This window comes from Nocardia sp. NPDC055002 (assembly GCF_053608825.1).
In genome coordinates this window covers 171678-194648 of the sequence record NZ_JBSGWE010000009.1, presented here as the reverse complement: position 1 = coordinate 194648, position 22971 = coordinate 171678, and the positions used below count along the sequence as shown (strand labels likewise).

Here is a 22971-nt window from a genome sequence, read left to right as displayed (position 1 = left end):
ACCGCCGAGTGATGGTCGGTCGGCGAAGCTCACCTGGCGACGAAAGAGTCGCTGTTCGAGCCGCAGGTGTACAACGGGCTGGTCGACCGAGGTTATGGGTGACCGCTCATCACACCGAAACAGTATGTGACCTCGATATTGTCGTGACTGGGCGGGGTGGTCAGCTGGCAGTGCAGTGTGACGGTGACCGATGGCACGGGGCCGAGGCGTTTCGCGCGGAGCTGAATCGGCAACGCGATCTGCAACGATGCGACTGGCCGTTCCATCGGATTCGGCAGGTGGAGTTCGTGATCGACCCGGTCGGGTGCCTGGATGCGTTGTGCATCGAGTTGGAGGCGCACGGTATCCGGCCGATTGGGGACGATACGGAGCCTGTCAGCGGCGCTGAACCTGAAATCGATACTGCGGCCGATGTTGTCATCATCGAACCGATCGCCGACGAGGTCTGTGGTGATGAAAGGGTCGTCGCGCCTGCGGAGGCTCCGAGCATCGCACTTCTCGACGAATTCGATTGGAGAAGAGCCGAATCTATGTCGTCATCCGAGTTGGTTCGGGAATGGATAAGCCCGGATCACGCTGTGGAACCAATCGACCTAGGCGACGAGTCGCGGTGGGTGAAGCATCCGCAGCTGACGCACGCCGCGGCCGAACCGGACGACGCGGAATCGGGCAAGATGAGCGAATACGCTATGTTCGCAGCCGAATTGGAGAGTCCGACCAGGGCGGATCACCGCACTATTGTCGAGGACCTGTGCAATGTTGTTACCGTCGAAGATCCGGTCACTGGACTCCGGCTGCGGGCCGCCTATATCAGCGCGGCGAAGTCCCGGGAACGCGACAACGTCAAAAGCGCCATCGATCGTGCGCTGCACGCTGCGGTAGCCCATGGTCGTCTGCTCGTCGACGACCCCCTCGATCTCGGTGATCCCGGACTGATGGCATATCGAGTTCCCGACCAGCCGCTGTCGCAGTGGAGGGCGCTGGGTCCGCGGCTCATCGAGCAGGTGCCACCACGCGGGCTGGCCGAGGTGATGGCCCACCAAGCGGTGATGTTCGGCTGGCGCGACGGAATCGGCTTGTTCCGTGCGGTAATCAAGGCGTTCGGTCAAACACGGCTTACCGGCAACACTGCCGCTGCGCTCGACCGCGTCATGGGGTTGGCGCAGTCGACGACCGACAGCTGGTAGTCAATCGCGGCAGGCGAGCTTGCAACCTCGCTCTACAGCACAGAGTCAGTCGCAAGCATCGCGCTAGTCTGATCGAAGTCGGCGTAGGCGCGATCCCGGTGACCACGGAGGTCGAGTTCTGGAGTCAGACGAACCAAGACTTCCGGCGCGGCGGTCATCGAAGTCGTCGGGCCAGTCTGTGGGCCGCGGCGAGTGTGGTCGCCTATAGCAGGATCCCGGGCATGGCGCGCTCGACAACGATCACGATCAGCGGCAAGCATGTTCAGATCAGTGATGAACAGATCTTCCTGGCCACCCGTGACCAGACCCCGGGGACGCCGCAGACGTACGTGGTCCTTGTGAACGACGTCCTTTGGCCGCCGACTCAACTCATCCGATCGGCCACGGGAGTAGCGGCAAGTTCGGGTGAGACGACCAACTACAACTCGCACGCCGCACTGAAAGCCCTGACGAGCTGGGGTTCGCCACGTTCGAGCGGGTGGAATACGAAGCGCGGGGAGCGGTAGTGGTGCGCGAGAGTCGCAAGCGCAACTAGCTGGCTCGGCATTCGAATCAGCGGCGCAGCATGGCGGCCAGTTGGCCGATCGCTTCATCGAAGCGGCGACGGGCAGCTTTCGGGGCCAGACCTCGTTGGGAGCAGTGGGGCACGCCTTCCGGGAATACGTAGAGATCCGGGCGGTGGATGGCGGCGCGGCGCCAGCCGTCTTCGGCTGCTCTGCCCAGGCACAGCACGATTTCCAGGTCGGGGCACTGGGCGATGAATTCGCGGGTCCATCGGGTGCCTCGGTCGCGTTCGGAGGCCAGGGACGCTCCGTTTTCGCGGCCGGTGGGGAATGGGCAGACGTTCCAGTTGACGACTGAGTGCCAGTCGATGCCGTGGGAGGCGTAGGCCTCGCGGCAGTTTCTTGCCGTCGCGTCGTTGTTGTCGGGGCTGATCAGGCCGGAACCTCCGTTGCGCGCGGCCTCGGCCTTAGTGGACGGATTGTCGAGCAGGACGAGTGCTCGTGCCTTGATTCCACCTAGATCGGGGTCGACGTACGGCACGTGGCCGTGCGGGATTCCCTCGGCGTCGGCGATCTTGTCGGCTAGGTCGTTCAGTGGTCGCACGTGGGGTGCGCGGATGCGGGAGTGCTTGTCCGCCAAGACATCAGGGTAGGCATTGCGTCCGTAGACCGTCATATGGGGAGTGTGACAGGGGCCGCCGACATGTTCGGATCATTGGCCGAATGAGCGTCGGAGGTTTGCGTTGATCAGGGTGTTGATGCGGTGGCGGAGGTGGCCGACTGTTGAGGTGTCGAGGTCTGGGGAGGTGACGTAGAGGGTCCAGCGGAGGTGAGTGCCGCCGTGGTTGTCGGATGGGAGGTCGAAATGTAGTTGGGCGGTAGGGTGTTTGGGCCACAGAGTTGTCCAGATGACGCGGTTGGGGTAGGTGCTTTCGAGGACCTCGGGCCGTTGTTCGTCTGTCAGCAAGATGAGCCAGGGTCGGGTGGGGTCGCGATCGGGGTTGGTGAGGGCGGCGAAGACTGCGTGAGGTGGGGCGGGTTGGCTTCGCCGACGGCTGCCGATGGCGTGCATAGGCAGAGGATAGTTGGCGGCGGCTCAGCCGGCGGTCAGGTCGATGCCGAGTTCGGTTCGGCCGCACTGGGTTGCTTGGTTGGCGAGGAGTGTGCGGAGGGGTTGGGGGATTTCCTCGCGGGCTTCGGAGATCGATTGCCAGATCGCCGGGTCCTGCGTCGTGACGGTGGCGACGAAGAGTTCCAGGTTGTCGGATTCGTTGAGGAGAGTCAGGGAGCGGAGTCGGGATGAGACGTCCTGGCGGAGGGCGATTTGTATCAGGGTTGTGGTGCAGTCGGCGGTGGGGGCAGCTTCGAGCGCTTCTCGGAAATTGTTGTCGGTGAGGGTGTTTATGGCGGTGGCGAGGGTGTCGTGGGTGGTGGTGGGGAGGTCGTTGAGGAGGGGGAGGGCTTCGGGCCAGAGGTTGTGGGTGGCGGTGGCTTCGATGGCGGCGGTGAGGTAGGCGGGGCGGTGCATTACCGGGAGGGAAGCCAGGCGTTTGCGGTCCGGGTCGGAGAGGGCGAGGGCTACTGGCAGGAGGGTGGGCCAATGACTTTCGGCGTGGGCTTGCTCTATGAGGGTGGTGAGGGAGTCGTCGGGTTCTGTGGCTACACGGGCGGCGACGGTGTGGAGTTGGGTGGGGGAGAGGTGGGTGGCTAGGGGGAGTAGGGAGAGCCAGAGGTTTTGGGTTAGGGCTAGGTCGGCGATTTTGGTGAGGAGGGTGGGGTTTTGCATGGCTGGGCGTTGGGCCAGGCGTTGTAGGGGTTCTGGTGCCATGCCTGCTGCTACGGGGAGGAGGGTGTCCCAGGCGTCTACTTCTTCTACTGCGGCGATTAGGCCGTCGATGACTTCGTCGTCTTGAGCGGCTACGACGTTGGCCAGTTTGGAGCGTTCGGTGGGGCCGAGGAGGGCTAGCAGGGTGATTGCTTTGGGCCATTCGTCGGCGTCGTGGGTTGCGCGGATGACGCCGGGGACGCGGTCGGTGACGATGGTGAGGAGACGGTCGGCTGCTGAGGTTTCCTCGAGGTAGTAGCCGACTTGGAGGATGTCGAGATCGGAGGCGTGGGGGAGGGCTGCGCGCAGGACCGAGTCGGGGACAGAGCCTGCGAGGTTGCCCATCGTCAGATAGTCGCCGCGGCTGATCAATTCGCTGGCGACGGCTGCTGCCATCGGGCCGGGGACCTGGGCGATCAGTTCGACTGCTCGGCGGGGGTCGAGGGTGAGGGTGGCGTCGGCCAGGAAGCTGGGGGAGAGGGCGCTGGCGATGGCTACGGCGCGGGTTGGGTCGACGGAGCCGGCGAGTGCGGCGGCGAGGACGGGGCCGAAGGCGGCTTCGGTAATCTTGGCGGCGATGGGGGCGGGGACCAGTTTGGCGGCGGCGCCGACTCGCTGCATGCGGCGGGCTTCGCGGCGGGCGGTGAGATCGGTGATCTGGTCGCGGAATTCGCGGAGGGCCGCAGGTGGGAGGGTGGCGAGGAATGCCAGGTCGGCGGGGTCGCGGTCGAGGACGCGGGCCAGTTTGGCCAGTTCGACGGTGGTGTGGTGGGTCGCGGTCATAGTCCGAGCACCTTCTTCACGGCGGGGCGGGCCAGGCGGGGGATGAGGCGCATGCCGGAGTCGAGGGCGCCGTCGAGGGCTGCCCTGCGGTGGTCGAGGGCGGCGCGGACGTAGTTGTCGAGGAGGGCCAGCTCGTCGGGGGTGAGGGTGGCGAAGTCGGGTGGCGGTGGGGCGCCGAGTGTTGCGGTGAGTTGGCGCAGGGCATCCGACACGGACCGTCTCCTTCGATGCGATGTCCGGAAGTTCGTACTGCCGGTACGGACAACGATACTGCCGGTACGACGCACCTTCTGTAAAGAGTCCTTTGCCCTCGGTGCGTGGATCACCTCAATCGTACTGCTGGTACGTGTATGGTTCTCGACCGTGACCCGCGCCAGTCGACGACCTCCGCCGGTGAGCCGGGATGTCATCGTCGACGCCGCGATCCGGGTGCTCGATCGTGACGGGCCTCATCCGAGCATGGATGCTTTCGCGGTCGAGGCCGGGATCACAAAGCCGCGGCTGTACCGGCAGTTCACCGACAAAGGTGACCTCTACGCCGCCATCGGTACGCGATTCGCCGACTCGGCGTTCGCGGCAACGGGGACCGACCTGACCCTGCTGTTGCAGCCGCCCAACGCCGCAATCGATCGCGCGCTCACCGATTACGCAGTCGGAATTCTGGCCCACCCCAATGTTTTCCGGTTCCTGACTCAGACGAGTGCGAATCGTGAGGGTGCTACAGGTCAGTACGACCTCGCCAGTGCGGTGGCGGGTCGCTTCGCGGAAAGAGCTCGGGCGGTGGCGGATTCGATTCCGTTGGATGCCGAGGGGATCGAATATCTGGCGCGGGCGATCGTCGGCGTGATGATCGTGCTGACTGATCTGTGGCTGAGTGACGCGAAACCGGATTCCGGAGAATTCGTCAGAAGGGTGCACGAATTGGTGTGGGGGATGATCGATGCGTTTCTGCGGGGGCGGGGGATCGCGGCCGATCCAGGGTTGCCGATCTTTGTCACCCTGGCCGCGTTGAACCCGGATTCGGGCGAAGTCTGAGGCATCGGCGACTCGCGATGGAACACAACCTGCGGCGGCACCGGCAGTCGGCGTTCTATCTGACCCAGCCCGAGTACGCAGCCCGCCGCCAGCCACAGCCGTCACCTCGTGACTGGCGGACGGTAGTCGTTCGTGGCTGGCGGTGAGGCTGCGACGTTCGTGCGCGTGTTCCGATTTGGTGATCGGGGTCCAGGCCATCGTCGTCTAGTCGATGGGTGGTGGACTCGGCATGACGGCGGGGTTGGGCCGCAGTGGGGGACTCAGCCCAGGCGGCGGATGTCGCCGCGGACTCGGTAGAAGCCGCCGCGGGCGGATTCGGAGACCGCGTCGACGACGTAGCGGGCGCCGGCGAGGCGGATGTCGCGGGGGAATTGGACGTTCCAGGCGGGGTCGTAGCCGGGGGAGATGACGTGGACGCGGAGGGAGTCGCCGTGTTGGAGGCATTCGACGATGACGCCGGTGCCTACGTCGGTGGTGAGTTCGAGGGTGGTGCTGGGGGCTACGGCGGAGAATTCGGGGGCTTTCACCGAGCGGGTGGTGGGGAGGACGCCCTGGTCGGCGTCGCGGATGGCGGCTTCGCTGACGTCGAGGCAGGCCAGGGCGCCGGAGGTGGTGACCAGGTAGAGCTTTTCGTCGTGGTACTGCATGGAGTAGGCGGAGCCGCAGCCGGTGGCGAGTTTCCACAGGCGGGTGCCGGTGGCGTCGAAGCAGTAGACCGAGGAATGGGAGTCGCCGGCGAAGACGTAGCGGCCGTCGGGGGAGGCGGCACAGGAGAAGACGGCGGCGTCGCACTGGTAGGTGCGGGTGGCGGTGCCCTGCTTGGTGATCTCCTCGACCTGGTTGTGGGAGGTGCCCGCGTAGACGGTGTCGGATTCCTGCCAGCCGAACAGGACCGCGCCGCGGGTGGACGAATTCCACTGGGAGCGACCGGTTTCCAGGTGGTACTTGGTGACGCCGGCGCTGTGGCCGTGGTAGACGCCGGTGGGGTCGACGCGGACCATCCAGCCGGAGTTGCCCTTGCTGCGCGCGGACCAGAGGGATTCCTCTTCGTGGTCGATGACGGTCAGGCCGCCCGCGGAGTCGGAGGCGGCGAGGATGCCGTCGTGGATGTCGAGCCAGTAGACGTCGTCGGCGGAGACGTCGTAGGCGGCGCGGGGGACCTTGCCGGACAGGTCGTAGACGCGGCCGTCGTCGCAGCCCGCGTAGATCCAGAAGTCGTCGGCGACGATGCATTTGACCGCGTCGGGCAGTCTGTAGCTGTTGGTGACAACGCCGCCGGGGGAGAGGGTGAAGACCTCGCCGTCCTCGTTGCCGACCCAGCAGCGCTGCTCGTCGACGAAGATGCCGAAGGCGGCGGCGCCGGAGTCGAAGCGCCACAGCACGGGGGCCGACTTGGCGGTGGAGCGCTGGCTGGTGATGCTGCGGCGGGTGACGGTGCGGCGTTCGCGCGCGCCCATGACGGCGGGGGCGTAGCCCTTGCGCACCTTTTCACCGATCTTTTTCCGCGCGGCCGACTTCGCCTTGTCCTCGGTGGCGAAGGAGCTCGCTTTGGACTGGCCCTGCTCGCCGATGCGGCCGTAGCGGATGTTGACGTTCGTTCCGGTGACGATTACCTCGTAGAACTTGTGCGAGGAGCCCGCGTCGTCGGACAGTTCGAGATAGGTGGTTTCGGCGGTCATGCGTCCTCGCTGAGCTCGTGGAGATCGATTGCACGAAAAGTAGCAAGGGGCACCGACATTCGGTGCGGTGCTCGTCAGAGGTGGTATATCCGGTAGTCGGTGGGGTGGACGGATGCAGTCCGGGTGCGCTGGACCGCTGCCCGGCGAACAAGCCGATAGCGCGCGTCGGCAGTTCGACCCGACTGCAGAATCCGGCTCCCAGATGGTGGGATCGAAGGGTTCCACGCAGACGCGGGATCGCGGAGGACCGCGCGATGCCGACCCTTGACGGGTTGGTCCCGGAGAGGTGAGAAACCACTGCGCCGATCATCGCGACAGGCCGTCTTTGTAACGACACGCGGCGAAAGGATTGCGGGATCGCGCTGGGTGATAGATGCTGGTCCAACTGTTGGTGCGTATCTGGGCGTGACTTTTCCGCGACCATTTCGTAATCTTACGGTGACCTGCTCTCGACAATGACTGGTGATAGACAACGTGACTGCTTCGCATCGCAAACCGTCGGCTCCCAAGAGTCGGCTGCCGCTCGCCGTATGCAGTCTCGCGGCGACCGTTCCCGGCATGTTGATGATGGTGATGCGGCCGGGTGCGCAGGTCGAGGCAGTGGCTTCGGTCGAACCGCTGTCGACGTCGGCCATCGAGGTCGACCCGATCGCCGCGGCGCCGACGCACGATGCGCCGCAGCCGGGGCCGATCGTCAGGGCGGATGACGAGATGGCGGCGTTGTCAGCGCTGAAGGTGAAGGTGTTGTGCGGGACGGAGTTCAACGGGACTCTGCCGCATGTGGCGCAGGTCGGAAACCTGCTGCAGAAGATGTTCGGGGTCTCGGACATCGGTGGTGCGCACGGTCGCTACGACGGTGACCATGGTGCGGGGCAAGCACTCGATGTGATGACGGGCAACCTTGCCCTGGGCAATACGATCGCCGATTTCGTCCTGGCCAACAAGGCGCGCTTCGGTGTCACCTACGTGATCTGGCAGCAGCGCTACAACGACGGCAACGGCTGGTCCTACATGGAGGATCGCGGCAGCCCCACGCAGAACCACTATGACCACGTGCACATTTCGTTCGAGTCGTCGGGCGCGACCAACATCGCCTGCTGATCGCGCGAAGTCAGGATCTCGTCTCGAGCTCGGCCAGAATCGGTTCGGCCTGGTTTCGCAGTAGTTCCAGCTGACGGTCCGGGGGGAATCGTTCGGGGTCGAAGACTGCCTGGATACCGATGCCGTCGATGAGGATCGTGAGGGATTCGGCCGCGCTGTCGAGATCGGGGCCCGGTCGGTAGCCGACGGAGGTCAGGACCAGTTCGAGTGCCTCGCGCCAGGCTCGGTAACGCGCGCGTTGTTCGCCGGCGAGCTCGGTGTCGTGGGTGGCCCAGTCCCAGAAGGCGATCCACACCTGCCATTCGACGCGACGGGTTCGATCCATCGGCAGGCACTGACTCAGCAGCTCGTACAGATCGGCGGACTCGGGGGCCATGCGGGTCACGCGGTCCGCGACAGCGGTGGATGCCGCGCCGAGCGCCGCCCGCAGCACGGCGCGTTTGTCCGCGAAGTAGTGCACGACCATGCCGGTGGTGCATCCGGCCTCGGCCGCGATGTCGCGGACGGTGGTGTGCGCCAAGCCTTTGGTGGCGATGACCTGGCATGCCGCAGCGCTGATCGCGCGGCGACGCTCTTCGTGATCGACGATTTTCGGCATTGACACGAGAGTTTACATACCCGTTATTATGTAACCGTGGTTATGCAAAACCTGCGCGTGGTGAAGCGACTGATGTGGGTGACCGACCTCGGCTTCCTCGCCTACTGGGTCGTCACCGCACTGGGGCTGATCAGCGTCGGGTCGGATGAGTTTCTCCAGCAGTGGAACTGGTCGTTTCTCGGACTCGATGCCGCGGCGATCGGGTTGGGGCTGGCCGGGCTCGCGCTCGGCAGGCGCTCGGCCCTCTCGATCCCACTGATCATCGTGTCGTTGTCGCTGACCTCCGCCGCGGGGCTGATGGCGCTGAACTTCTACGTGATTCGGGGTGGGCACAGCCTGATGTGGTGGATTCCCAACCTCTGGTTGTTCCTGTTTCCGGTCGTGGCGCTCGCCGGGATCGTTCGCGCATGGAGCGAAAATGGAACGCGTTCTAGCAATGCTGCCCATGGTGTGGGCTGTCCTCCTACGGTGTGAGGAGGTTCGGTTTCTACGAAGGAGTATGTGGACATGGGACGGTTGGCCGGCAAGGTCGCGGTGATCAGTGGTGGTGCGCGCGGGATGGGGGCGGCGCATGCTCGGCGGTTTGTCGCCGAGGGGGCGTCGGTGGTGATCGGGGACGTGCTCGATGACGAAGGCGCCACGGTGGCAAAGGAACTCGGGGACGCGGTGACCTATCGCCATCTCGACGTTCGTGAGCCGGAGCAGTGGGCGGGGATCGTGGCTGCCGCGGTCGAGGAGTTCGGTGGGCTGCATGTGCTGGTGAACAATGCGGGGATCGTCAACGGGAATCTGTTGGTGGACTTCGCGTTGGACGAGTGGCAGCGGATCATCGATATCAATCTGACCGGGACGTTTCTCGGGATGCAGGCGGCCGTTCCGGCGATGAAGGAAGCCGGTGGCGGGTCGATCGTGAACATCTCCTCGGTCGAGGGGATGCGGGGGAGTCCGGGCCTGCACGGGTACACGGCGACGAAGTTCGCGGTGCGTGGGCTCACCAAGTCGGCGGCGCTGGAGCTCGCGCCGCAGGGAATTCGGGTGAATTCGGTGCATCCGGGCCTGATTTCCACGCCGATGACGGAGGGGATCCCGGCTGACTTCCTGCAGATTCCGCTCGCGCGGGCCGCCGAGCCGGATGAGGTGTCGGCGCTGGTGGCGTATCTGGCCTCCGACGAGTCCTCGTATTCGACCGGCGCGGAGTTCGTGGTGGACGGCGGTCTCACTGTCGGTGTACCGCACAAAAGCTTCTGACCTGGCGTGTAGCCCGATGTGGGCGATCTACTCACCGGAACGGGTGATTTCGGCGCGCGAAAGCGAGGAAGATGGAAGGTATGGCCCCCAACAGTGCGAAATATCTGATCAGCAACGGCACCGACGACCGGGTGTCGCTTTTCGATGACGGGCGCGTGAAGGTTTGGTCGACCACCCATTTGTGGACCGAAGAAGGTCGCGAGCGGCACAACGCCCTCGGCGAGACCGTGCTGCTCGGCATCGGGCGCACGCTCGGTGAGCCCGGCCCCGTGGATCGGCGCCAGCAGTGTGACGCGGAGTTCGAGCTCGACCCGGAGAAGGGTCACACGGTGGCTGCCACCGTCGGCGCGGACAACGGGACGTTCGTGCAGTTCTTCCATGACGGCAAGATCGCGGTCGGCAACGACGGACGCGATGTGGCGACGGTGTTCAACGCCGGCCGGGAAACGACGTCGGCTCGCGGGACGACCGGAGTCGGTGGGTCGGTGATGGTCACCTTCGGTGGCAGCTACCGACCGAGGACCAAGCGCGAGAGTGACTTTCAGGTGGAATTGAGCGAGGCCACGGCCCCGCGGCCCAACCGGCTGTACAAGGACGAGTTCCTGGTGAAGTAGATCCGGCGATCCGGGGCGACCGATCTGGTCGCCCCGGCTCCGGGTTCGTCAGCCGTAGTAGCAGACGTAGTGCATGGTGTCGACGACCTCGATGTCGAACGAGCTGTCGCCGGGGACCTTGAACGACTCGCCCGCACGGTAGGTGATGGGCTCGGTCGTACCGGCCAAGGTCACGTTGGCCTCACCCGCGACCAGCTCCATGACCTCCGGAGCGTTGGTGGTGAAGGTGAGCGACGACGGCTGGATCACGCCGACCGACACCGAGGCGCCATCGGGCAACTCGAGGCTGTAGCTGACGCACTTGCCATCGAAGTAGACGTTGGCCTTTTTGCTGACGGAGACGTTCTCGAACTTCGACATGGGTCCTTCCGAGGGGGTGAGGGGACCCTTAGTCTAGGTCAGCTGCCGAAGCGGGCCAGGACCGAGCTGGCTTCCTGAGAAGCGGTGCCTTCCTTGGCGAGGTGGGCCATGGCCTCGGGGATCTCGCGGCCGTGGTGGGCCATCGCCTGGGCGTAGAGACGGCCTGCCCGGTACGAGGAGCGGACCAGCGGGCCTGCCATCACACCGGCGAAGCCGAGTTCTTCGGCGACCTTGGAATGCTCGACGAATTCCTCCGGCTTCACCCAGCGGTCGACCGGGTGGTGGCGGGGGCTCGGACGCAGGTACTGGGTGATGGTGAGGATGTCGCAGCCCGCTTCGTGCAGGTCGCGCATCGCCTCGGTGACCTCTTCGGGGGTTTCGCCCATGCCGAGGATGAGGTTGGACTTGGTGACCAGGCCCGCCTCGCGGGCGGCGGTGATCACGGCGAGGGAGCGCTCGTAGCGGAAGGCGGGGCGGATGCGCTTGAAGATGCGCGGCACCGTTTCCAGGTTGTGCGCGAGGACCTCGGGGCGCGAGGAGAAGACCTCGGCGAGCTGGGCCGGGTCGGCGTTGAAGTCGGGGATGAGGAGTTCGACGCCGGTAGCCGGGTTGCTCGCTTTGATGGCGCGCACGGTCTCGGCGTAGAGCCAGGCGCCACCGTCGTCGAGGTCGTCGCGGGCGACGCCGGTGATGGTGGAGTAGCGCAGGCCCATCGACTGGACGCTCTCGGCGACGCGGCGGGGCTCGTCGCGGTCGAGGGCGGCGGGCTTGCCGGTGTCGATCTGGCAGAAATCGCAGCGGCGGGTGCACTGCTCACCGCCGATGAGGAAGGTGGCCTCGCGGTCTTCCCAGCATTCGAAGATGTTGGGGCAGCCCGCTTCTTCGCAGACGGTGTGCAGGCCCTCGGACTTCACCAGGCTCTTGAGCTCGGTGTATTCGGGGCCCATGGTGGCACGGGTGCGAATCCACTTGGGTTTGCGCTCGATCGGTGTCTCCGCGTTGCGCGCTTCGATGCGCAGCAGCTTGCGTCCGGCGGGGGCAGAGGCGTCGACGGAAGTCACCGGACCGACTCTACGCTCGGGGCCTGCACGTTCGCAGGGGCGGTGGTGCGATCAATGTCATGGGGCCGAACGGGAATTTCACCGTCGAGCGCGGCAACAATCGCGGCGGCCACGAGGGGCTTGAGTTCGGCGACGGTGACTTCGCGGCCGAGTTCGCGGGTCAGGGTGGTGACGCCGGCGTCCTTGATGCCGCAGGGCACTATCGCCTGGAAGCCGTCGAGAGCGGAATTGCAGTTCAGGGAGATGCCGTGCAGGGCGACACCACGCTGCACGCGCACCCCGATCGCGGCGATCTTGCGCTCGGCGAGCAGCTCGGTGGCGGGCAGCCACACGCCGGAGCGGCCTTCGATGCGGCCGCAGGTGATGCCGAGCCCGGACACGACCTGGATCAGGGCCTCTTCCAGGCGCCGGACGTAGTGGACGACATCGACCGGCTCGGCGAGGCGGATGATCGGGTAGCCGACCAGCTGGCCGGGCCCGTGCCAGGTGATCTTGCCGCCGCGGTCGACCTGCACTACCGGGCTGCCGTCGATCGGCAGATCCTCGGTCTCGGTGCGGCGGCCCGCGGTGTAGACAGACGGGTGCTCGAGCACGAACAGCCGGTCGGAACCTTCGCCTGCGGCGCGCTGATCGGCGGTCTGCCGTTGCAGTTCCCAGGCGGCGTGATAATCGATGAGTCCGAGATCCTCGACCACGATCGGGGTCGTATCGAATCGAGCGGACGCGGTGGGGCGCGTGTCGTTCACCGTTCTGACGTTACGCCGGGGGCCCGGCGCGGCCAAAGAGGGTCTCAGGGTTCGATCGGGAAGTTGCGCTGCATCAGGGTCAGGTCCATCCAGCGGCCGAATTTGTGGCCGACCTCGGGGAGTTCGCCGACGGTGTGGAAACCGAAGCGTTCGTGCAGGACTATCGACGCGCTGTTGGTGGACTCGATGGCGGCGATCATGGCGTGCACGCGGCCGGAATCGATGGCGCGCGCGATCAATTCGGTGAGCAGGGTGGTGGCTACGCCGCGGCGCTGAAAACGGCTGTCGACGTAGACCGAGTTCTCGACGGTGAAGCGATAGCCGGACTTGGGGCGCCACTGGCCGTAGGAGGCGTAGCCGGCCACCTCGCCATCGATGTCGGCGATCAGGATCGGCATGGCGGCATCGGTGCGGGTGGCGAACCAGGTGAGGCGGTCGTCCAGGTCCACTTCGTCGGTGTCCCAGATCGCGGTCGACTCGGCGATGTTGGTGTTGTGGATGGCGAGGACCGCGGGGAGGTCGGCCTTGTCGGCGTCGCGGATCAGCATCGGCTCACCCTCTGCCGACAGCGGCGGCCAGCGCGGCGCCGATGGTCGGGTGCTGGTAGGCGTACCCGGCCTCTTCCAGCACCGCGGGGATGGTGCGTGGGCCGTGCAGGATCGCGTCGGCCAGCTCGCCGACGAGGGCCTGCAGGGCGAAACCGGGGACGATGAACGGGGTCGGCCGGTGTAGTGCGCGGCCGAGGGCGCGGTTGAATTCCGCGTTGGTGACGGGGGCGGGGCCGGCGACATTGATCGGGCCGGAGATCTCGGGGTGAGTGAGCGCGAAGACGATCGCGCCGACCTCGTCGTCGAGGGAGATCCACGGGAGGTACTGGCGGCCGCTGCCGAGGCGTCCGCCCAGACCGACCCAGTACAGCGGGTGCAACTTGCCGAGCATGCCGCCGTTGCGGGCCAGCACCACGGCACTGCGGAGCAGCACGATGCGCGCGCCCGCTTCGGCGGCCGGTTCGGTGGCGGCTTCCCAGTCCCGGCACAGAGTGGCCAGGAAATCCGTTCCGGCGGGCGACGTCTCGTCGATGATCGCGTCACCGGTCTCGCCGCCGTAGTAGTGCGAGCCGCTGGCGTTGACCAGGGTCGGAACACCGGTGGCGGCCACCGCGGTGGCCAGGACATCGGTGGGGGTGATGCGGCTGTCACGCAGCAACTGCTTGTAGCCGCCGTTCCAGCGACGGTCGGCGATGCCGGCACCACACAGGTTCACCACCGCGTCGGCCCCGCGCAACGCCCGCTCGTCGAGCTGGGCGCGCGCGGGATCCCACGCGAATTCGTCCGGTGCGGCGGGAGTGCGCCGCACCAGGCGGGAGACCTGGTGCCCGTCGCGGCGCAGTGCCGCGACGAGCGCCGTCCCGATCAGGCCGGACGAACCGGCGATGACCACCTTCATGAATTCCTCGACTACAGGCCGAGATCGGCCTCGAACGCCGAATCTTCCAGCCGGTGCTTGATGGTGGAGACGAACCGGCCCGCGTCGGCACCGTCGATGAGACGGTGATCGTAGGTGAGCGGCAGGTACACCATCGAGCGCACGCCGATGGACTCGCCACCGGCCTCGTCGGTCACCACCACCGGGCGCTTGACGATCGCGCCGGTGCCCAGCATGGCCGCCTGCGGCGGAACCAGGATCGGGGTGTCGAAGAGCGCGCCCTCGCTACCGATGTTGGTGATGGTGAAGGTGCCACCGGACAGCTCGTCGGGCTTGAGCCCACCGGTGCGCGCGCGGTTGGCGATGTCGGCGATCGCGCGGGCCAGACCGGCCAGCGACAGGTCGCTGGCGTTGTGGATGACCGGCGAGAGCAGACCCTGCTCGGTGTCGACCGCGATCCCCAGGTGCACCGACGCGTGGTAGGTGATTTCCTTGGTGTCCTCGTTGTAGGACGCGTTCACGTTCGGGTGCACACCGAGCGCCTCGACGACGGCCTTCGCGAAGAACGGCAGGTACGTCAGGTTGACGCCCTCGCGCGACTTGAACGAGGCCTTGGCGAGCTGACGCAGATGCGCGATCTTGGTGACATCGGCCTCGTGGACCTGGGTCAGCTGCGCGGTGGCCTGCAGCGATTCGCGCGTCTTGGTCGCGGTGATCTGGCGGATCCGGCTGGCCTTCTGCGTGGTGCCGACGAGGGCGGCCAGCTTCGGGGCGGCGGACTGCTTGGCCGCGGGCGCGGGTGCGGCGGCAGCGGCCGGAGCCGGAGCGGCGGCGGGCGCCTTCTTGGCCTCGGCGGCGGCGAGCACGTCCTGCTTGCGGATGCGGCCGCCGACACCGGAACCGGTCAGGGTCGACAGGTCGACGTTGTTCTCGTCGGCCAGCTTGCGGACCAGCGGGGTCACGTACGGGGTGCTGCCGTTGGCCGACGCCGGGGCGGGAGCGGCCTTGGCAGCCGGAGCCGGGGCGGGCTTGGGAGCCGGTGCCGGAGCGGGCTTGGGAGCCGGTGCCGGTTCGGGTTTCGGCGAGGGCGCCGCGGCGGCGGGCGCGGGAGCCGGTGCTGCCTTGGGCTCGGGTGCCGGTTCGGGCTCGGGGGCAGGCGCGGGGGCGGGCTCGGCGGCCGCGGGCTGACCGCTACCGATGACACCCAGCTGACCACCCACATCGATGACGTCGTCTTCCTGCGCCGTGATCTCGAGCAGCGTGCCGGCGACCGGCGACGGGATCTCGGTGTCGACCTTGTCGGTGGACACCTCGAGCAGCGGCTCGTCGACGGCGACGGTGTCACCCACGGCCTTGAGCCAGCGGGTCACAGTGCCTTCGGTCACCGACTCGCCCAGTTCGGGCATCTTCACGGGCGTGCCGGAAGCAGCGGACGCGGCAGGCGCGGCGGCCGGGGCGGGGGCCTCGGCGGCAGGTGCCTGCGCGGCGGGCGCGGGCTCGGGTTCGGGGGCCGGCTCAGGCGCGGCGGGTGCGGCAGCAGGCTCGGGTGCGGTGGCGGGGGTCTCGCCGGCATCGCTGATCACGCCGAGTTCACCGCCGACCTCGACGATGTCGTCTTCCTGGGCGACGATCTTGGAGAGCACGCCCGCGGTCGGCGACGGGATCTCGGTGTCGACCTTGTCGGTGGAGACTTCGAGCAGCGGTTCGTCGACCTCGACCGTGTCTCCTTCCTGCTTCAGCCACCTGGTCACCGTGCCCTCGGTGACGCTCTCACCAAGGGCTGGCATCTGGACGGAGAAGGCCATGTCCTCTGACTCCTCTGAGTGTGTACCCGGCGGACATCCGTCGCGGGTCGCGGCTTTCGTCCACCCCACCGGTCTCGGCGGAGCACCCGGGAAACGTTGGTTCTTGTTCCGGCAACCATCCTTGCACTCGTCCGTCGCGGGTGTAGCGCAGGGCGGCGATCCGGGCGAAGCTGGCACCATGGAATGTACGGCGGTGAGCAGAATTCCGCCGGAATGTAGGAGGTCGAGCCGGATGGGTTTGCTGGATCGTTTCCGTGGTGGGCGCGGTGCGAGCAGGTCAGGCGCGCGCGAGACCGCGTCGGAAGTGAGCGCCTTGGCGGACTGGGCGCGGACGCGGCGCGGCGTCGAAGCCTTCGTCGAACCCAAAACGACTGTGACCGATGTCACAGCAGTGCTGGTGGCCGCCGACGGTGAGTGGACCCGTCGCATCGTCGGGGAGAAGGGCGCGCGGCGGCTGGCCGGCGCGTTGAAGATCCCCGTCTACGACGTGAACCGCACCGGCTATCCGCAACGCATGCGCGACTTCGATGCCCGCCGCCGCATCGAGGAGCGGCGGGCTCGCGAAGCCGAGCTGGAGGAGTGACTACTCCGCGCCGATCTCCTCGATCACGGTGATCAGCGTGCGGACCGGAACGCCGGTGCCACCCTTGCCGATGTAGCCGAACGGTCCGCCGGTGTTGTAGGCCGGACCCGCGACGTCCAGGTGGGCCCACTGCACGCCCTCGGGCACGAAGTCCTTGAGGAACAGTGCGGCCGAGAGCATTCCGCCCCAGCGGTGCGGCGCGACATTGGCCAGGTCGGCGACCTTGGAGTTGAGGTCGGCACGCAGTTCCGCGGGAAGCGGCATCGCCCAGCCGTTCTCGCCGACCGAGCGCGAGATCGCGGCGACGCGATCGCGGAACTCGTCGGTGCCCATCACGCCCGGGGTGCGGGTGCCGAGCGCGACCATCTGCGCACCGGTGAGGGTGGCGACATCGATCAGGTAGTCGGGCTCGTCCTCGATCGCGCGCACGATCGCGTCGGCCAGGATGAGCCGGCCCTCGGCGTCGGTGTTGATGACCTCGACGGTGGTGCCGCCGTACTGGGTGAGCACGTCGCCGGGGCGCTGCGCGGTAGCCGAGGGCATGTTCTCCGCCATCGGGACGGTCGCGGTGACGGTGACCGGCAGGCCGAGCCGCGCGGCCAGCAGCACGGTGGCGATGACCGCCGCGGCGCCCGCCATGTCGGAGGTCATGTTCTCCATGTTGGCGGCGGGCTTGATCGAGATGCCGCCGGTGTCGAAGGTGATGCCCTTGCCGACGAGCGCGATCTTCTTCGGGCCGCCCGCGTAGGTGATCCGGATCAGGCGCGGCGGACGCGAGGAACCCTGGCCGACGCCGATGATGCCGCCGTAGCCGCCTGCGGCGAGCGCGTTCTCGTCGAGCACCTCGACCTCGAGGCCCGCTCCGACGGCGAGGATCCGGGCCCGCTCGGCGAACTCGGCCGGGTAGAGCGCGCTCGGTGGGGTGTTGACGAAATCGCGTGCGGTGGCGATCGCTTCGGCGACCAGCTGTGCGCGCAGGAGCTCGAGAGTGCCGAATTCCGGCCCGGGCACCAGCAATTCGAGGCGGACCACCGGGCGCTCGTCCGGCTTGGGCGCGCTCTTGGACTTGAACGACGAGAAGGTGTACGCGCCGAGGTAGAACCCTTCGGCCGCCGCACCGAGATCGATGCCGGACAGGGTGGTGGCGACGAGTTCGGTGCCGCTGAGCGCGCGCCCGGCCACACCGGCGCTACGGCGCACCTGTTCGGCGTCGACCTTGTCGGCCGCGCCGAGTCCGACGGCGAGCACGCTGGTGACGTCGGCCAGCGCGGCGGGCGCGGGCACCCGGGTGAGTTCCTCGGGCTTGCCCTTGGCGCCGACCGAGCCGAGAGCGTCCAGCAGTTCCGCGCGAACCTCGGCGGTGAGCACGTCGCCGAACAGGTCCGCGGGCACGATGGCCGGTCCGTTCTCCGAGGACGTCAACCCGATCACCAGCACGTCGGTGTCCGCGGCGATGGTTTCGGTACGCGCCAGTTCCGGTCCGAGTGAACGATCTGCAACAGCTGTCATTGCCCCAGGTTATTCGGTCGCTATCGGTGCTCGCATCACGAGTCCGGGTGGGCGGGTGTGCGGTACTTCGATCCGGCTGTCCCGGAAATACTGGGAATTACTGGACAATACTGGTAGCTGTGGATACGCTCCGACTCGTGACGGACTCGGCCGAGGAGCTGGAGGTGCGCATCTCCGGTTTGCGGGCCGAGGTGCGACGGGCGGCCGCCGGTGGGGACCGGGCCGGGGCGCGGCAATTGCGCGCCGAACTGCGCAGGGCAGAGTTGGCCTGGGACGCGGCGGTTCTCGGTTCGATGCCGGAAGAGGCGTCGGAGGCGCCGGGGGTGCCGGTGCGTGAACACGTACATCGCGCGCTGACCTTGCTGTCGGTACCGTCGTCGCCGAAATTGGTGCTCGCTACCCATGACGCGTTCTTCTCCGGCGAGCTGCTGCCCGCCCGGCTGACGAGCCTGCGCCGTGACGAGGAGCGGTCCTTCCGGTCGGCGCCGTACGCCCGCCCGTACTACCTGTGCGCGGCGCTCACCACCGATCTGCTCGCTCCCGCGCGCGGTCTGATGGCGGTGAGTTCGTGGCCGCTGGAACGGCGGATGGTCGGCCCGTTGAGTCCACGGGTCGGGCTGCTGGTGTCGGCTATTCGCTTGGCCGAACATCTTTCGGCGCAGCCTGCGGGGGAAACGTCGGGTTTGCGCGTACTGTGGCGGCTCGCCGTGTCGATTCCTGGCATCTCCACCGCCCCGGACTCGCTCGACCCGGCGAAGGTGATCGAGGCCGCGCAGCGTGAGCTCGCGGTGCACGAGGACGAGGACGCGAGGCAGCGCAATTCGGCCGCGCGTCGGGCGGCGGATCAGCTGGCGGATCCGGCCGCACAACTATTCGGTGTTCGGCTCGGCGTAGCCGATCGGCGACGAATCGAGGTGAAATGAGCACTCTCGCAGCACAGTTGGACGAGTTGCGCGGCGAAGCCCCCGCGACCAGGCACAATGCCCGCACCATCGCCGCGCTGACGGCCAATCCCGGATGTGCCCGCCGCGCCCTGCTCGACGCGGCCGCGGTGGACAAGACCGTGATCGCCCAATCACTGGGATTCCCGCCACAATTCGGTCAGTCCCAGTTCGCCATTACGCGCGGCAACGCTTTCGAGGCGATGGTGAAGGCGAACGGTTGCGCGGAACTGCTCGCCCTGCTGCGTGACAAACTCGGACTCACGATTCCCGAAGTCGCCTACCACGACCTGAATTCGGTGGGGGAGAACACCGGCAACGCGGTGCGCTATCAACGCACCAGGCAATTGCTGAAGAGCGCGATCGCGGCGGGCGACGGCACCCTGTTCGACCACCCGATGCTGCGGCTCGATATCGCCGGCGCGACGGCCTATCTGGAACCCGATGTGGTGGCCGTGCAGTTGGACGGCAAGTTCCATGTGGTGGAGGTCAAGGCTTTCCCGGTGATCGACGGGCAGGCGGATCCGGCGCAGGTGGCGGCCGCCGCGCGTCAGTCCGCGGTGTACGTGATCGCTTTGCGTGAGCTGATGGCCGAGATCGGCGAGTCACCGGAGATCGTGTCGCACAATGTGATTCTGGTCTGCGCGAAGGACTTCTCGAATCGGCCCACCGCTGAACTCGTCGATCTGCGCAAGCAACTCGCCACGGTCTCGCGCCAATTGACCCGGCTCACCGCGATTCCCGAGCTGCTCGACCTGCTGCCACCCGAGGCCACCTTCGCGCCGGGGGAGAACCTCGAGAAGACGATCGCCGCCATCCCGGCTCGCTACGCGCCCGAGTGCATGTCGAGCTGCGAGCTCGCGTTCGCCTGCCGCGACGAGGCCCGCACCTGCGGCTCGGTGGACGCGCTGGGTCGCGGGGTGTGCGATGTGGTCGGTGGCATCGAGAACATCCACACGGTCCTCGGCCTGGCCGACGGAACGCTGGAACCCGGCCCCGAGCACGCCGACATCACCGCCATGCTGCGGACCGCCCATCGGCTGCGGTGGGAGATCGCCGGATGAGCGTCCTGGCGGCCCTGGCCAAGGCCGAGGCCGTCCGGGCCGGCCGCGCGCAGGCGACCGCGGCGGTGCGCCACATCCACCTCGCCGAGCGGCCGCTGGTCGCGGTGCCGTTACGGCTGGCGGGGGAAGCAGCGGCGCCGGTGGCGATCATGATCGGCACCTCGGCCGACGGCCAGAACGTGCTGACGGTGCCGCAGCCGCGCGACCGCGTGCTGCGGCTGCGGTTCATCGAGCAACTGGCCGATGTTGTGCTGCCCTATCTCTCGATGTTTCTCGTCGAGACCGAGGAGCTCACCAGTAAGGCGGGTGAGACCTACACGCGGTGTCTCGACGCGCCCCAGATGTGGACGCCGAACCCCGGCGGCGTGAATTTCCTGAAGCTGCTGGGGCGTTCGGTGCGGTTTCACCGGACCGATGGGGACAACCCCGTACCGGAGTCGATTCCGCTGCTCGGGCGCTGGCTCACCTGGTTCGGTGATCGCGCCGAACATCCCGGGTCGGCGGTGTTGCCCGCGATGACGACCGTGCTGTCGTCGCATTGGGCGTCGGGCCAGTCCAGCCTCGAAGACGGCAATCTCGCGGCCCTGCTCGGCTGGATCGACCCGCCGCCCGGGTTGACCGGCGCGGAAGCCGCTGTCCTGGCAGAGGACCCGCTGCTGTCGCCGCCCGCGGGTCCGGCCACCGATCCCGGATTCGACAACGAGGAACTCGCGCCGCTGATCGCCGCCTACAACGCCGCACTCGACGACTCAGCCAGATCTGTCGCGGCCGAACGACTCGAGCGCTCGCTGCGTGGCCAGCTCGAACCCACCTGGCAGCTGATGTGGCGTTCGATCGAGCTGCTGAGCGCACTGCCCGAAGGCGCCAGCGTGGAGAACCGGTGGACCGATGATCGCGGTGCGTTCTCCCGCTTCGCCGCCGATGTCGCGGAGGGTGTTCCGCAGGCCCGCCGCGATTCCGCCGTTCCGGCGGTGCGCAGACTGCTGGAGCGGGAACGGGCGCTGGAAGCCCTGCAGGGGCAGTGCGCTTTCGATGATCCGCTGCGCATGCTCGAGCACCGTGTCAGCGGAGCGGCGTTCCGCGGCACCGTCACCCACAGTGAGCCCGAGCGCCTCGATCGTTCGGGATCGCGCCCGAAACTGCGCCCGCACATCCATATTCGGACCGCCGATCCGTTCATCGCCGCGGTCGGGGAAGAGCTGACCTGTGTCGAGCGGCCGAAACAGTCGGGGCTCGTCGTCGAGATCGACGGTGACACGATCGTTCTCGAACTGTCCGGCGGAATGGGGCGCAAACTCGTCGCCGAGCCGGGCAGTGTTCCCGAGGAAGGCGATGACCTCGGTTTCGCCCGCTTCAAACCGGCACCGTTCAACGGGATGCTGAATCTGCCCGCGCGCGAGGAGACGCCGTGGACCCACGGAGGTCCGCCGCCGGAATGGACCCCGCCGACCGACGAGGAGGGGGACGAACTCCAGTGACCACACCGGACGAGGCCGTCGCCGGAATTCTCACCGACCTGCGCGACGAGAGCCATCGCGCAATCGTCGTCGACTCCCCACCGGGAGCGGGCAAGTCGACGCTGGTGGTGCGCGCGGCTCGCCAGCTCGCCGAGGACGGCGACCAGCGGATGATCGTCGCCCAGACCAACGAGCAGGTCGACGACCTCATCGACCGGTTGGCCGCCGCCGACCCCGCACTGCGGATCGGGCGGCTGTCCAGCGCGGCCTACGTCGTGAGCGATCGGGTAGATCGGCACGGCAATGTCCGGGTCGCCAAGCAACCCGGCGACCTCGCCGACCGCACCATCGTCATCGGCACCGCGGCCAAGTGGGCCACCATCACCGAGGGCAGCTGGTCGCACGCGATCATCGACGAGGCCTACCAGATGCGCTCGGACATGTTGTTGCGCATCGCGAATCGGTTCGATCGCGGCCTGTTCGTCGGCGACCCGGGACAGCTCGACCCGTTCGCGACCGTCGAAACCGCGCGCTGGGCCGGTCTCACCTGGGATCCGACGATGAGCGCGGTCAGCGTGATGCTGGCCAACAACGACCACATCCCCACCCATCGGCTGCCGGTGTCCTGGCGGCTTCCCGCCACCGCCGCACCGGTGGTGTCGAAGGCGTTCTACCCCTTCACCGAATTCCAGTCCGGTACCGGATTCGGCGACCGGCGCATGGATTTCACGACCCGCGGCCTGGGTGGGCCGGTCGACGCGGTACTGGAGGAGGCGGCCGAATCCGGTTGGGGCTGGTACGAACTGCCTGCCCGGCACACCCTGCGCACCGACCGTGACGCCGTCGCCGCGATCGCGGCGATCGCGGCCCGGCTGATCGAACGCGGCGCCACCGCCCACTCCGAATCCGGCAGCCACCCGGTGACCACCGAGCGGGTCGCGATCGGCACCGCGCACCGCGACCAGGCCGACGCCATCCGCACCGCCTTGCGCGGCACCTGCGCCGAACCCGTCACCGTCGACACCGCCAACCGGCTCCAGGGTCGCGAGTACGACGTCACCCTGGTGCTGCACCCACTCTCGGGCCGCCGCGACGCCAGCGCCTTCCACCTCGAGGCGGGGCGGCTGTGTGTGCTGGCCTCCCGGCACCGCCACGCCTGCATCCTCGTCGGCCGCGCCGGCATCCCCGAACTCCTCGACGCCCACCCCTCCGCCGACCCGGTACACCTCGGGGTGCCGGTGAAGTTCCCCGACGGCTGGGAGGCGAATCAAGCGGTGCTGAGTCATCTGTCGGGCCATCGGGTGCGAGCGGCGGCGCTATAAACGCACCGGCCGTTCAGATGCTGCGAGTTAGCCTGATACACCCTGTGTTTCGACAATTCGCGACTTCGCGCGCACGCTCGGGCCGTCGGTTAGTCTCACGGCGAGACACGCGTGGTGGGTGGCCC

General features: G+C 67.4%; 24 protein-coding genes. 12 read left to right on the top strand and 12 right to left on the bottom strand.

From position 1 onward, the window contains the following. Window positions 1-11 precede the first annotated feature (11 nt). The gene (locus ACWF99_RS29610; RefSeq protein WP_452537995.1) at window positions 12-1187 is read left to right on the top strand and encodes a hypothetical protein; all 1176 of its coding nucleotides are present in this window, start codon (window positions 12-14) and stop codon (window positions 1185-1187) included. A gap of 98 nt (window positions 1188-1285) precedes the next feature. Further along, on the top strand, window positions 1286-1693 hold the full coding sequence (locus ACWF99_RS29605) for a hypothetical protein (RefSeq protein ID WP_452537977.1): 408 nt from the start codon (window positions 1286-1288) through the stop codon (window positions 1691-1693). 46 nt (window positions 1694-1739) lie between these two features. Here the strand turns inward: ACWF99_RS29605 and ACWF99_RS29600 are convergent, their stop codons facing one another. The 3 genes from ACWF99_RS29600 to ACWF99_RS29590 all read right to left on the bottom strand — a co-directional run bounded on the left by ACWF99_RS29600 (window position 1740) and on the right by ACWF99_RS29590 (window position 4510). Beyond that, entirely contained in the window at window positions 1740-2366 is a 627-nt protein-coding gene (locus ACWF99_RS29600) for a uracil-DNA glycosylase (protein ID WP_452537976.1), read from the bottom strand. Window positions 2367-2786: 420 nt separating this feature from the next. After that, entirely contained in the window at window positions 2787-4298 is a 1512-nt protein-coding gene (locus tag ACWF99_RS29595; protein WP_452537975.1) for a hypothetical protein, read from the bottom strand. After that, a complete protein-coding gene (locus ACWF99_RS29590) occupies window positions 4295-4510 on the bottom strand; it encodes a hypothetical protein (RefSeq protein ID WP_452537974.1) in 216 nt (71 codons plus the stop codon). The genes ACWF99_RS29595 and ACWF99_RS29590 overlap by 4 nt, the downstream gene beginning before the upstream one ends. Between ACWF99_RS29590 and ACWF99_RS29585 the strand changes: the two genes are divergently transcribed. Further along, complete coding sequence (locus ACWF99_RS29585) at window positions 4485-5333, top strand: TetR/AcrR family transcriptional regulator (protein ID WP_452537973.1); 849 nt, start codon at window positions 4485-4487, stop codon at window positions 5331-5333. The two genes, ACWF99_RS29590 and ACWF99_RS29585, sit on opposite strands and share 26 nt — an antisense overlap. Before the next feature lie 260 nt (window positions 5334-5593). On the opposite strand, the gene ACWF99_RS29580 is transcribed toward ACWF99_RS29585, so the two are convergent. Next, entirely contained in the window at window positions 5594-7012 is a 1419-nt protein-coding gene (locus tag ACWF99_RS29580) for a WGR domain-containing protein (protein WP_452537972.1), read from the bottom strand. Window positions 7013-7486: 474 nt separating this feature from the next. Here ACWF99_RS29580 and ACWF99_RS29575 point away from each other — a divergent pair, with 474 nt between their 5' ends. Continuing rightward, a complete protein-coding gene (locus ACWF99_RS29575) occupies window positions 7487-8113 on the top strand; it encodes a hypothetical protein (RefSeq protein ID WP_378636434.1) in 627 nt (208 codons plus the stop codon). Window positions 8114-8123: 10 nt separating this feature from the next. Here ACWF99_RS29575 and ACWF99_RS29570 read toward each other — a convergent pair whose 3' ends face one another. Then, window positions 8124-8711 carry a TetR/AcrR family transcriptional regulator gene (locus ACWF99_RS29570; protein ID WP_378636437.1) on the bottom strand — a complete coding sequence of 196 codons (588 nt, stop codon included), beginning with the start codon at window positions 8709-8711 and terminating at the stop codon, window positions 8124-8126. Between the two features lie 42 nt (window positions 8712-8753). Between ACWF99_RS29570 and ACWF99_RS29565 the strand changes: the two genes are divergently transcribed. The 3 genes from ACWF99_RS29565 (at window position 8754) to ACWF99_RS29555 (ending at window position 10573) form a co-directional block, all read left to right on the top strand. Next, a complete protein-coding gene (locus ACWF99_RS29565) occupies window positions 8754-9185 on the top strand; it encodes a DUF5360 family protein (RefSeq protein WP_452537994.1) in 432 nt (143 codons plus the stop codon). A 33-nt stretch (window positions 9186-9218) separates the two neighbouring features. Beyond that, a complete protein-coding gene (locus tag ACWF99_RS29560) occupies window positions 9219-9959 on the top strand; it encodes a glucose 1-dehydrogenase (protein WP_378636439.1) in 741 nt (246 codons plus the stop codon). Between the two features lie 80 nt (window positions 9960-10039). Continuing rightward, window positions 10040-10573, top strand: coding sequence for a hypothetical protein (locus ACWF99_RS29555; protein WP_062991977.1), 534 nt, complete (start codon window positions 10040-10042; stop codon window positions 10571-10573). A gap of 48 nt (window positions 10574-10621) precedes the next feature. Here the strand turns inward: ACWF99_RS29555 and ppnP are convergent, their stop codons facing one another. The 6 genes from ppnP to sucB are packed head-to-tail and all read right to left on the bottom strand — an operon-like array spanning window position 10622 to window position 15970. Then, on the bottom strand, window positions 10622-10933 hold the full coding sequence (ppnP, locus tag ACWF99_RS29550; protein WP_452537971.1) for a pyrimidine/purine nucleoside phosphorylase: 312 nt from the start codon (window positions 10931-10933) through the stop codon (window positions 10622-10624). A gap of 38 nt (window positions 10934-10971) precedes the next feature. Then, window positions 10972-11994 carry a lipoyl synthase gene (lipA, locus tag ACWF99_RS29545; protein ID WP_358127197.1) on the bottom strand — a complete coding sequence of 341 codons (1023 nt, stop codon included), beginning with the start codon at window positions 11992-11994 and terminating at the stop codon, window positions 10972-10974. Beyond that, window positions 11991-12740, bottom strand: coding sequence for a lipoyl(octanoyl) transferase LipB (lipB, locus tag ACWF99_RS29540; protein WP_452537970.1), 750 nt, complete (start codon window positions 12738-12740; stop codon window positions 11991-11993). The genes lipA and lipB overlap by 4 nt, the downstream gene beginning before the upstream one ends. Before the next feature lie 44 nt (window positions 12741-12784). Further along, on the bottom strand, window positions 12785-13288 hold the full coding sequence (locus ACWF99_RS29535; RefSeq protein ID WP_378636451.1) for a GNAT family N-acetyltransferase: 504 nt from the start codon (window positions 13286-13288) through the stop codon (window positions 12785-12787). Window positions 13289-13292: 4 nt separating this feature from the next. Further along, window positions 13293-14186 (bottom strand): TIGR01777 family oxidoreductase, encoded by an 894-nt coding sequence (locus tag ACWF99_RS29530; protein ID WP_378661629.1) that lies wholly within the window; start codon window positions 14184-14186, stop codon window positions 13293-13295. Between the two features lie 11 nt (window positions 14187-14197). After that, entirely contained in the window at window positions 14198-15970 is a 1773-nt protein-coding gene (sucB, locus tag ACWF99_RS29525) for a 2-oxoglutarate dehydrogenase, E2 component, dihydrolipoamide succinyltransferase (protein WP_452537969.1), read from the bottom strand. A 232-nt stretch (window positions 15971-16202) separates the two neighbouring features. Here sucB and ACWF99_RS29520 point away from each other — a divergent pair, with 232 nt between their 5' ends. Next, window positions 16203-16553: an oxidoreductase gene (locus tag ACWF99_RS29520; RefSeq protein WP_378636459.1), complete on the top strand. Its 351-nt coding sequence runs from the start codon at window positions 16203-16205 to the stop codon at window positions 16551-16553. Here the strand turns inward: ACWF99_RS29520 and ACWF99_RS29515 are convergent, their stop codons facing one another. Beyond that, entirely contained in the window at window positions 16554-18062 is a 1509-nt protein-coding gene (locus ACWF99_RS29515; protein WP_378636461.1) for a leucyl aminopeptidase, read from the bottom strand. It abuts the gene before it with no gap. Between the two features lie 137 nt (window positions 18063-18199). Between ACWF99_RS29515 and ACWF99_RS29510 the strand changes: the two genes are divergently transcribed. The 4 genes from ACWF99_RS29510 to ACWF99_RS29495 are packed head-to-tail and all read left to right on the top strand — an operon-like array spanning window position 18200 to window position 22846. Then, on the top strand, window positions 18200-18985 hold the full coding sequence (locus ACWF99_RS29510) for a hypothetical protein (RefSeq protein ID WP_452537968.1): 786 nt from the start codon (window positions 18200-18202) through the stop codon (window positions 18983-18985). Beyond that, window positions 18982-20067 carry a hypothetical protein gene (locus ACWF99_RS29505; RefSeq protein ID WP_378636466.1) on the top strand — a complete coding sequence of 362 codons (1086 nt, stop codon included), beginning with the start codon at window positions 18982-18984 and terminating at the stop codon, window positions 20065-20067. The genes ACWF99_RS29510 and ACWF99_RS29505 overlap by 4 nt, the downstream gene beginning before the upstream one ends. Further along, window positions 20064-21545: a hypothetical protein gene (locus tag ACWF99_RS29500; RefSeq protein ID WP_452537967.1), complete on the top strand. Its 1482-nt coding sequence runs from the start codon at window positions 20064-20066 to the stop codon at window positions 21543-21545. The genes ACWF99_RS29505 and ACWF99_RS29500 overlap by 4 nt, the downstream gene beginning before the upstream one ends. After that, entirely contained in the window at window positions 21542-22846 is a 1305-nt protein-coding gene (locus ACWF99_RS29495) for an AAA domain-containing protein (RefSeq protein ID WP_378636470.1), read from the top strand. Before ACWF99_RS29500 ends, ACWF99_RS29495 begins: the two co-directional genes overlap by 4 nt. Window positions 22847-22971: the final 125 nt, after the last annotated feature.

Bases quoted from the DNA above. Each gene is read 5' to 3' on its own strand.
- ACWF99_RS29610 (WP_452537995.1), top strand. From the start codon at position 12: ATGGTCGGTCGGCGAAGCTCACCTGGCGACGAAAGAGTCGCTGTTCGA.
- ACWF99_RS29600 (WP_452537976.1), bottom strand. From the start codon at position 2,366: ATGACGGTCTACGGACGCAATGCCTACCCTGATGTCTTGGCGGACAAG.
- ACWF99_RS29595 (WP_452537975.1), bottom strand. From the start codon at position 4,298: ATGACCGCGACCCACCACACCACCGTCGAACTGGCCAAACTGGCCCGC.
- ACWF99_RS29580 (WP_452537972.1), bottom strand. From the start codon at position 7,012: ATGACCGCCGAAACCACCTATCTCGAACTGTCCGACGACGCGGGCTCC.
- ACWF99_RS29570 (WP_378636437.1), bottom strand. From the start codon at position 8,711: ATGCCGAAAATCGTCGATCACGAAGAGCGTCGCCGCGCGATCAGCGCT.
- ACWF99_RS29565 (WP_452537994.1), top strand. From the start codon at position 8,754: ATGCAAAACCTGCGCGTGGTGAAGCGACTGATGTGGGTGACCGACCTC.
- ACWF99_RS29560 (WP_378636439.1), top strand. From the start codon at position 9,219: ATGGGACGGTTGGCCGGCAAGGTCGCGGTGATCAGTGGTGGTGCGCGC.
- ACWF99_RS29555 (WP_062991977.1), top strand. From the start codon at position 10,040: ATGGCCCCCAACAGTGCGAAATATCTGATCAGCAACGGCACCGACGAC.
- ppnP (WP_452537971.1), bottom strand. From the start codon at position 10,933: ATGTCGAAGTTCGAGAACGTCTCCGTCAGCAAAAAGGCCAACGTCTAC.
- ACWF99_RS29535 (WP_378636451.1), bottom strand. From the start codon at position 13,288: ATGCTGATCCGCGACGCCGACAAGGCCGACCTCCCCGCGGTCCTCGCC.
- ACWF99_RS29530 (WP_378661629.1), bottom strand. From the start codon at position 14,186: ATGAAGGTGGTCATCGCCGGTTCGTCCGGCCTGATCGGGACGGCGCTC.
- sucB (WP_452537969.1), bottom strand. From the start codon at position 15,970: ATGGCCTTCTCCGTCCAGATGCCAGCCCTTGGTGAGAGCGTCACCGAG.
- ACWF99_RS29520 (WP_378636459.1), top strand. From the start codon at position 16,203: ATGGGTTTGCTGGATCGTTTCCGTGGTGGGCGCGGTGCGAGCAGGTCA.
- ACWF99_RS29515 (WP_378636461.1), bottom strand. From the start codon at position 18,062: ATGACAGCTGTTGCAGATCGTTCACTCGGACCGGAACTGGCGCGTACC.
- ACWF99_RS29505 (WP_378636466.1), top strand. From the start codon at position 18,982: ATGAGCACTCTCGCAGCACAGTTGGACGAGTTGCGCGGCGAAGCCCCC.
- ACWF99_RS29500 (WP_452537967.1), top strand. From the start codon at position 20,064: ATGAGCGTCCTGGCGGCCCTGGCCAAGGCCGAGGCCGTCCGGGCCGGC.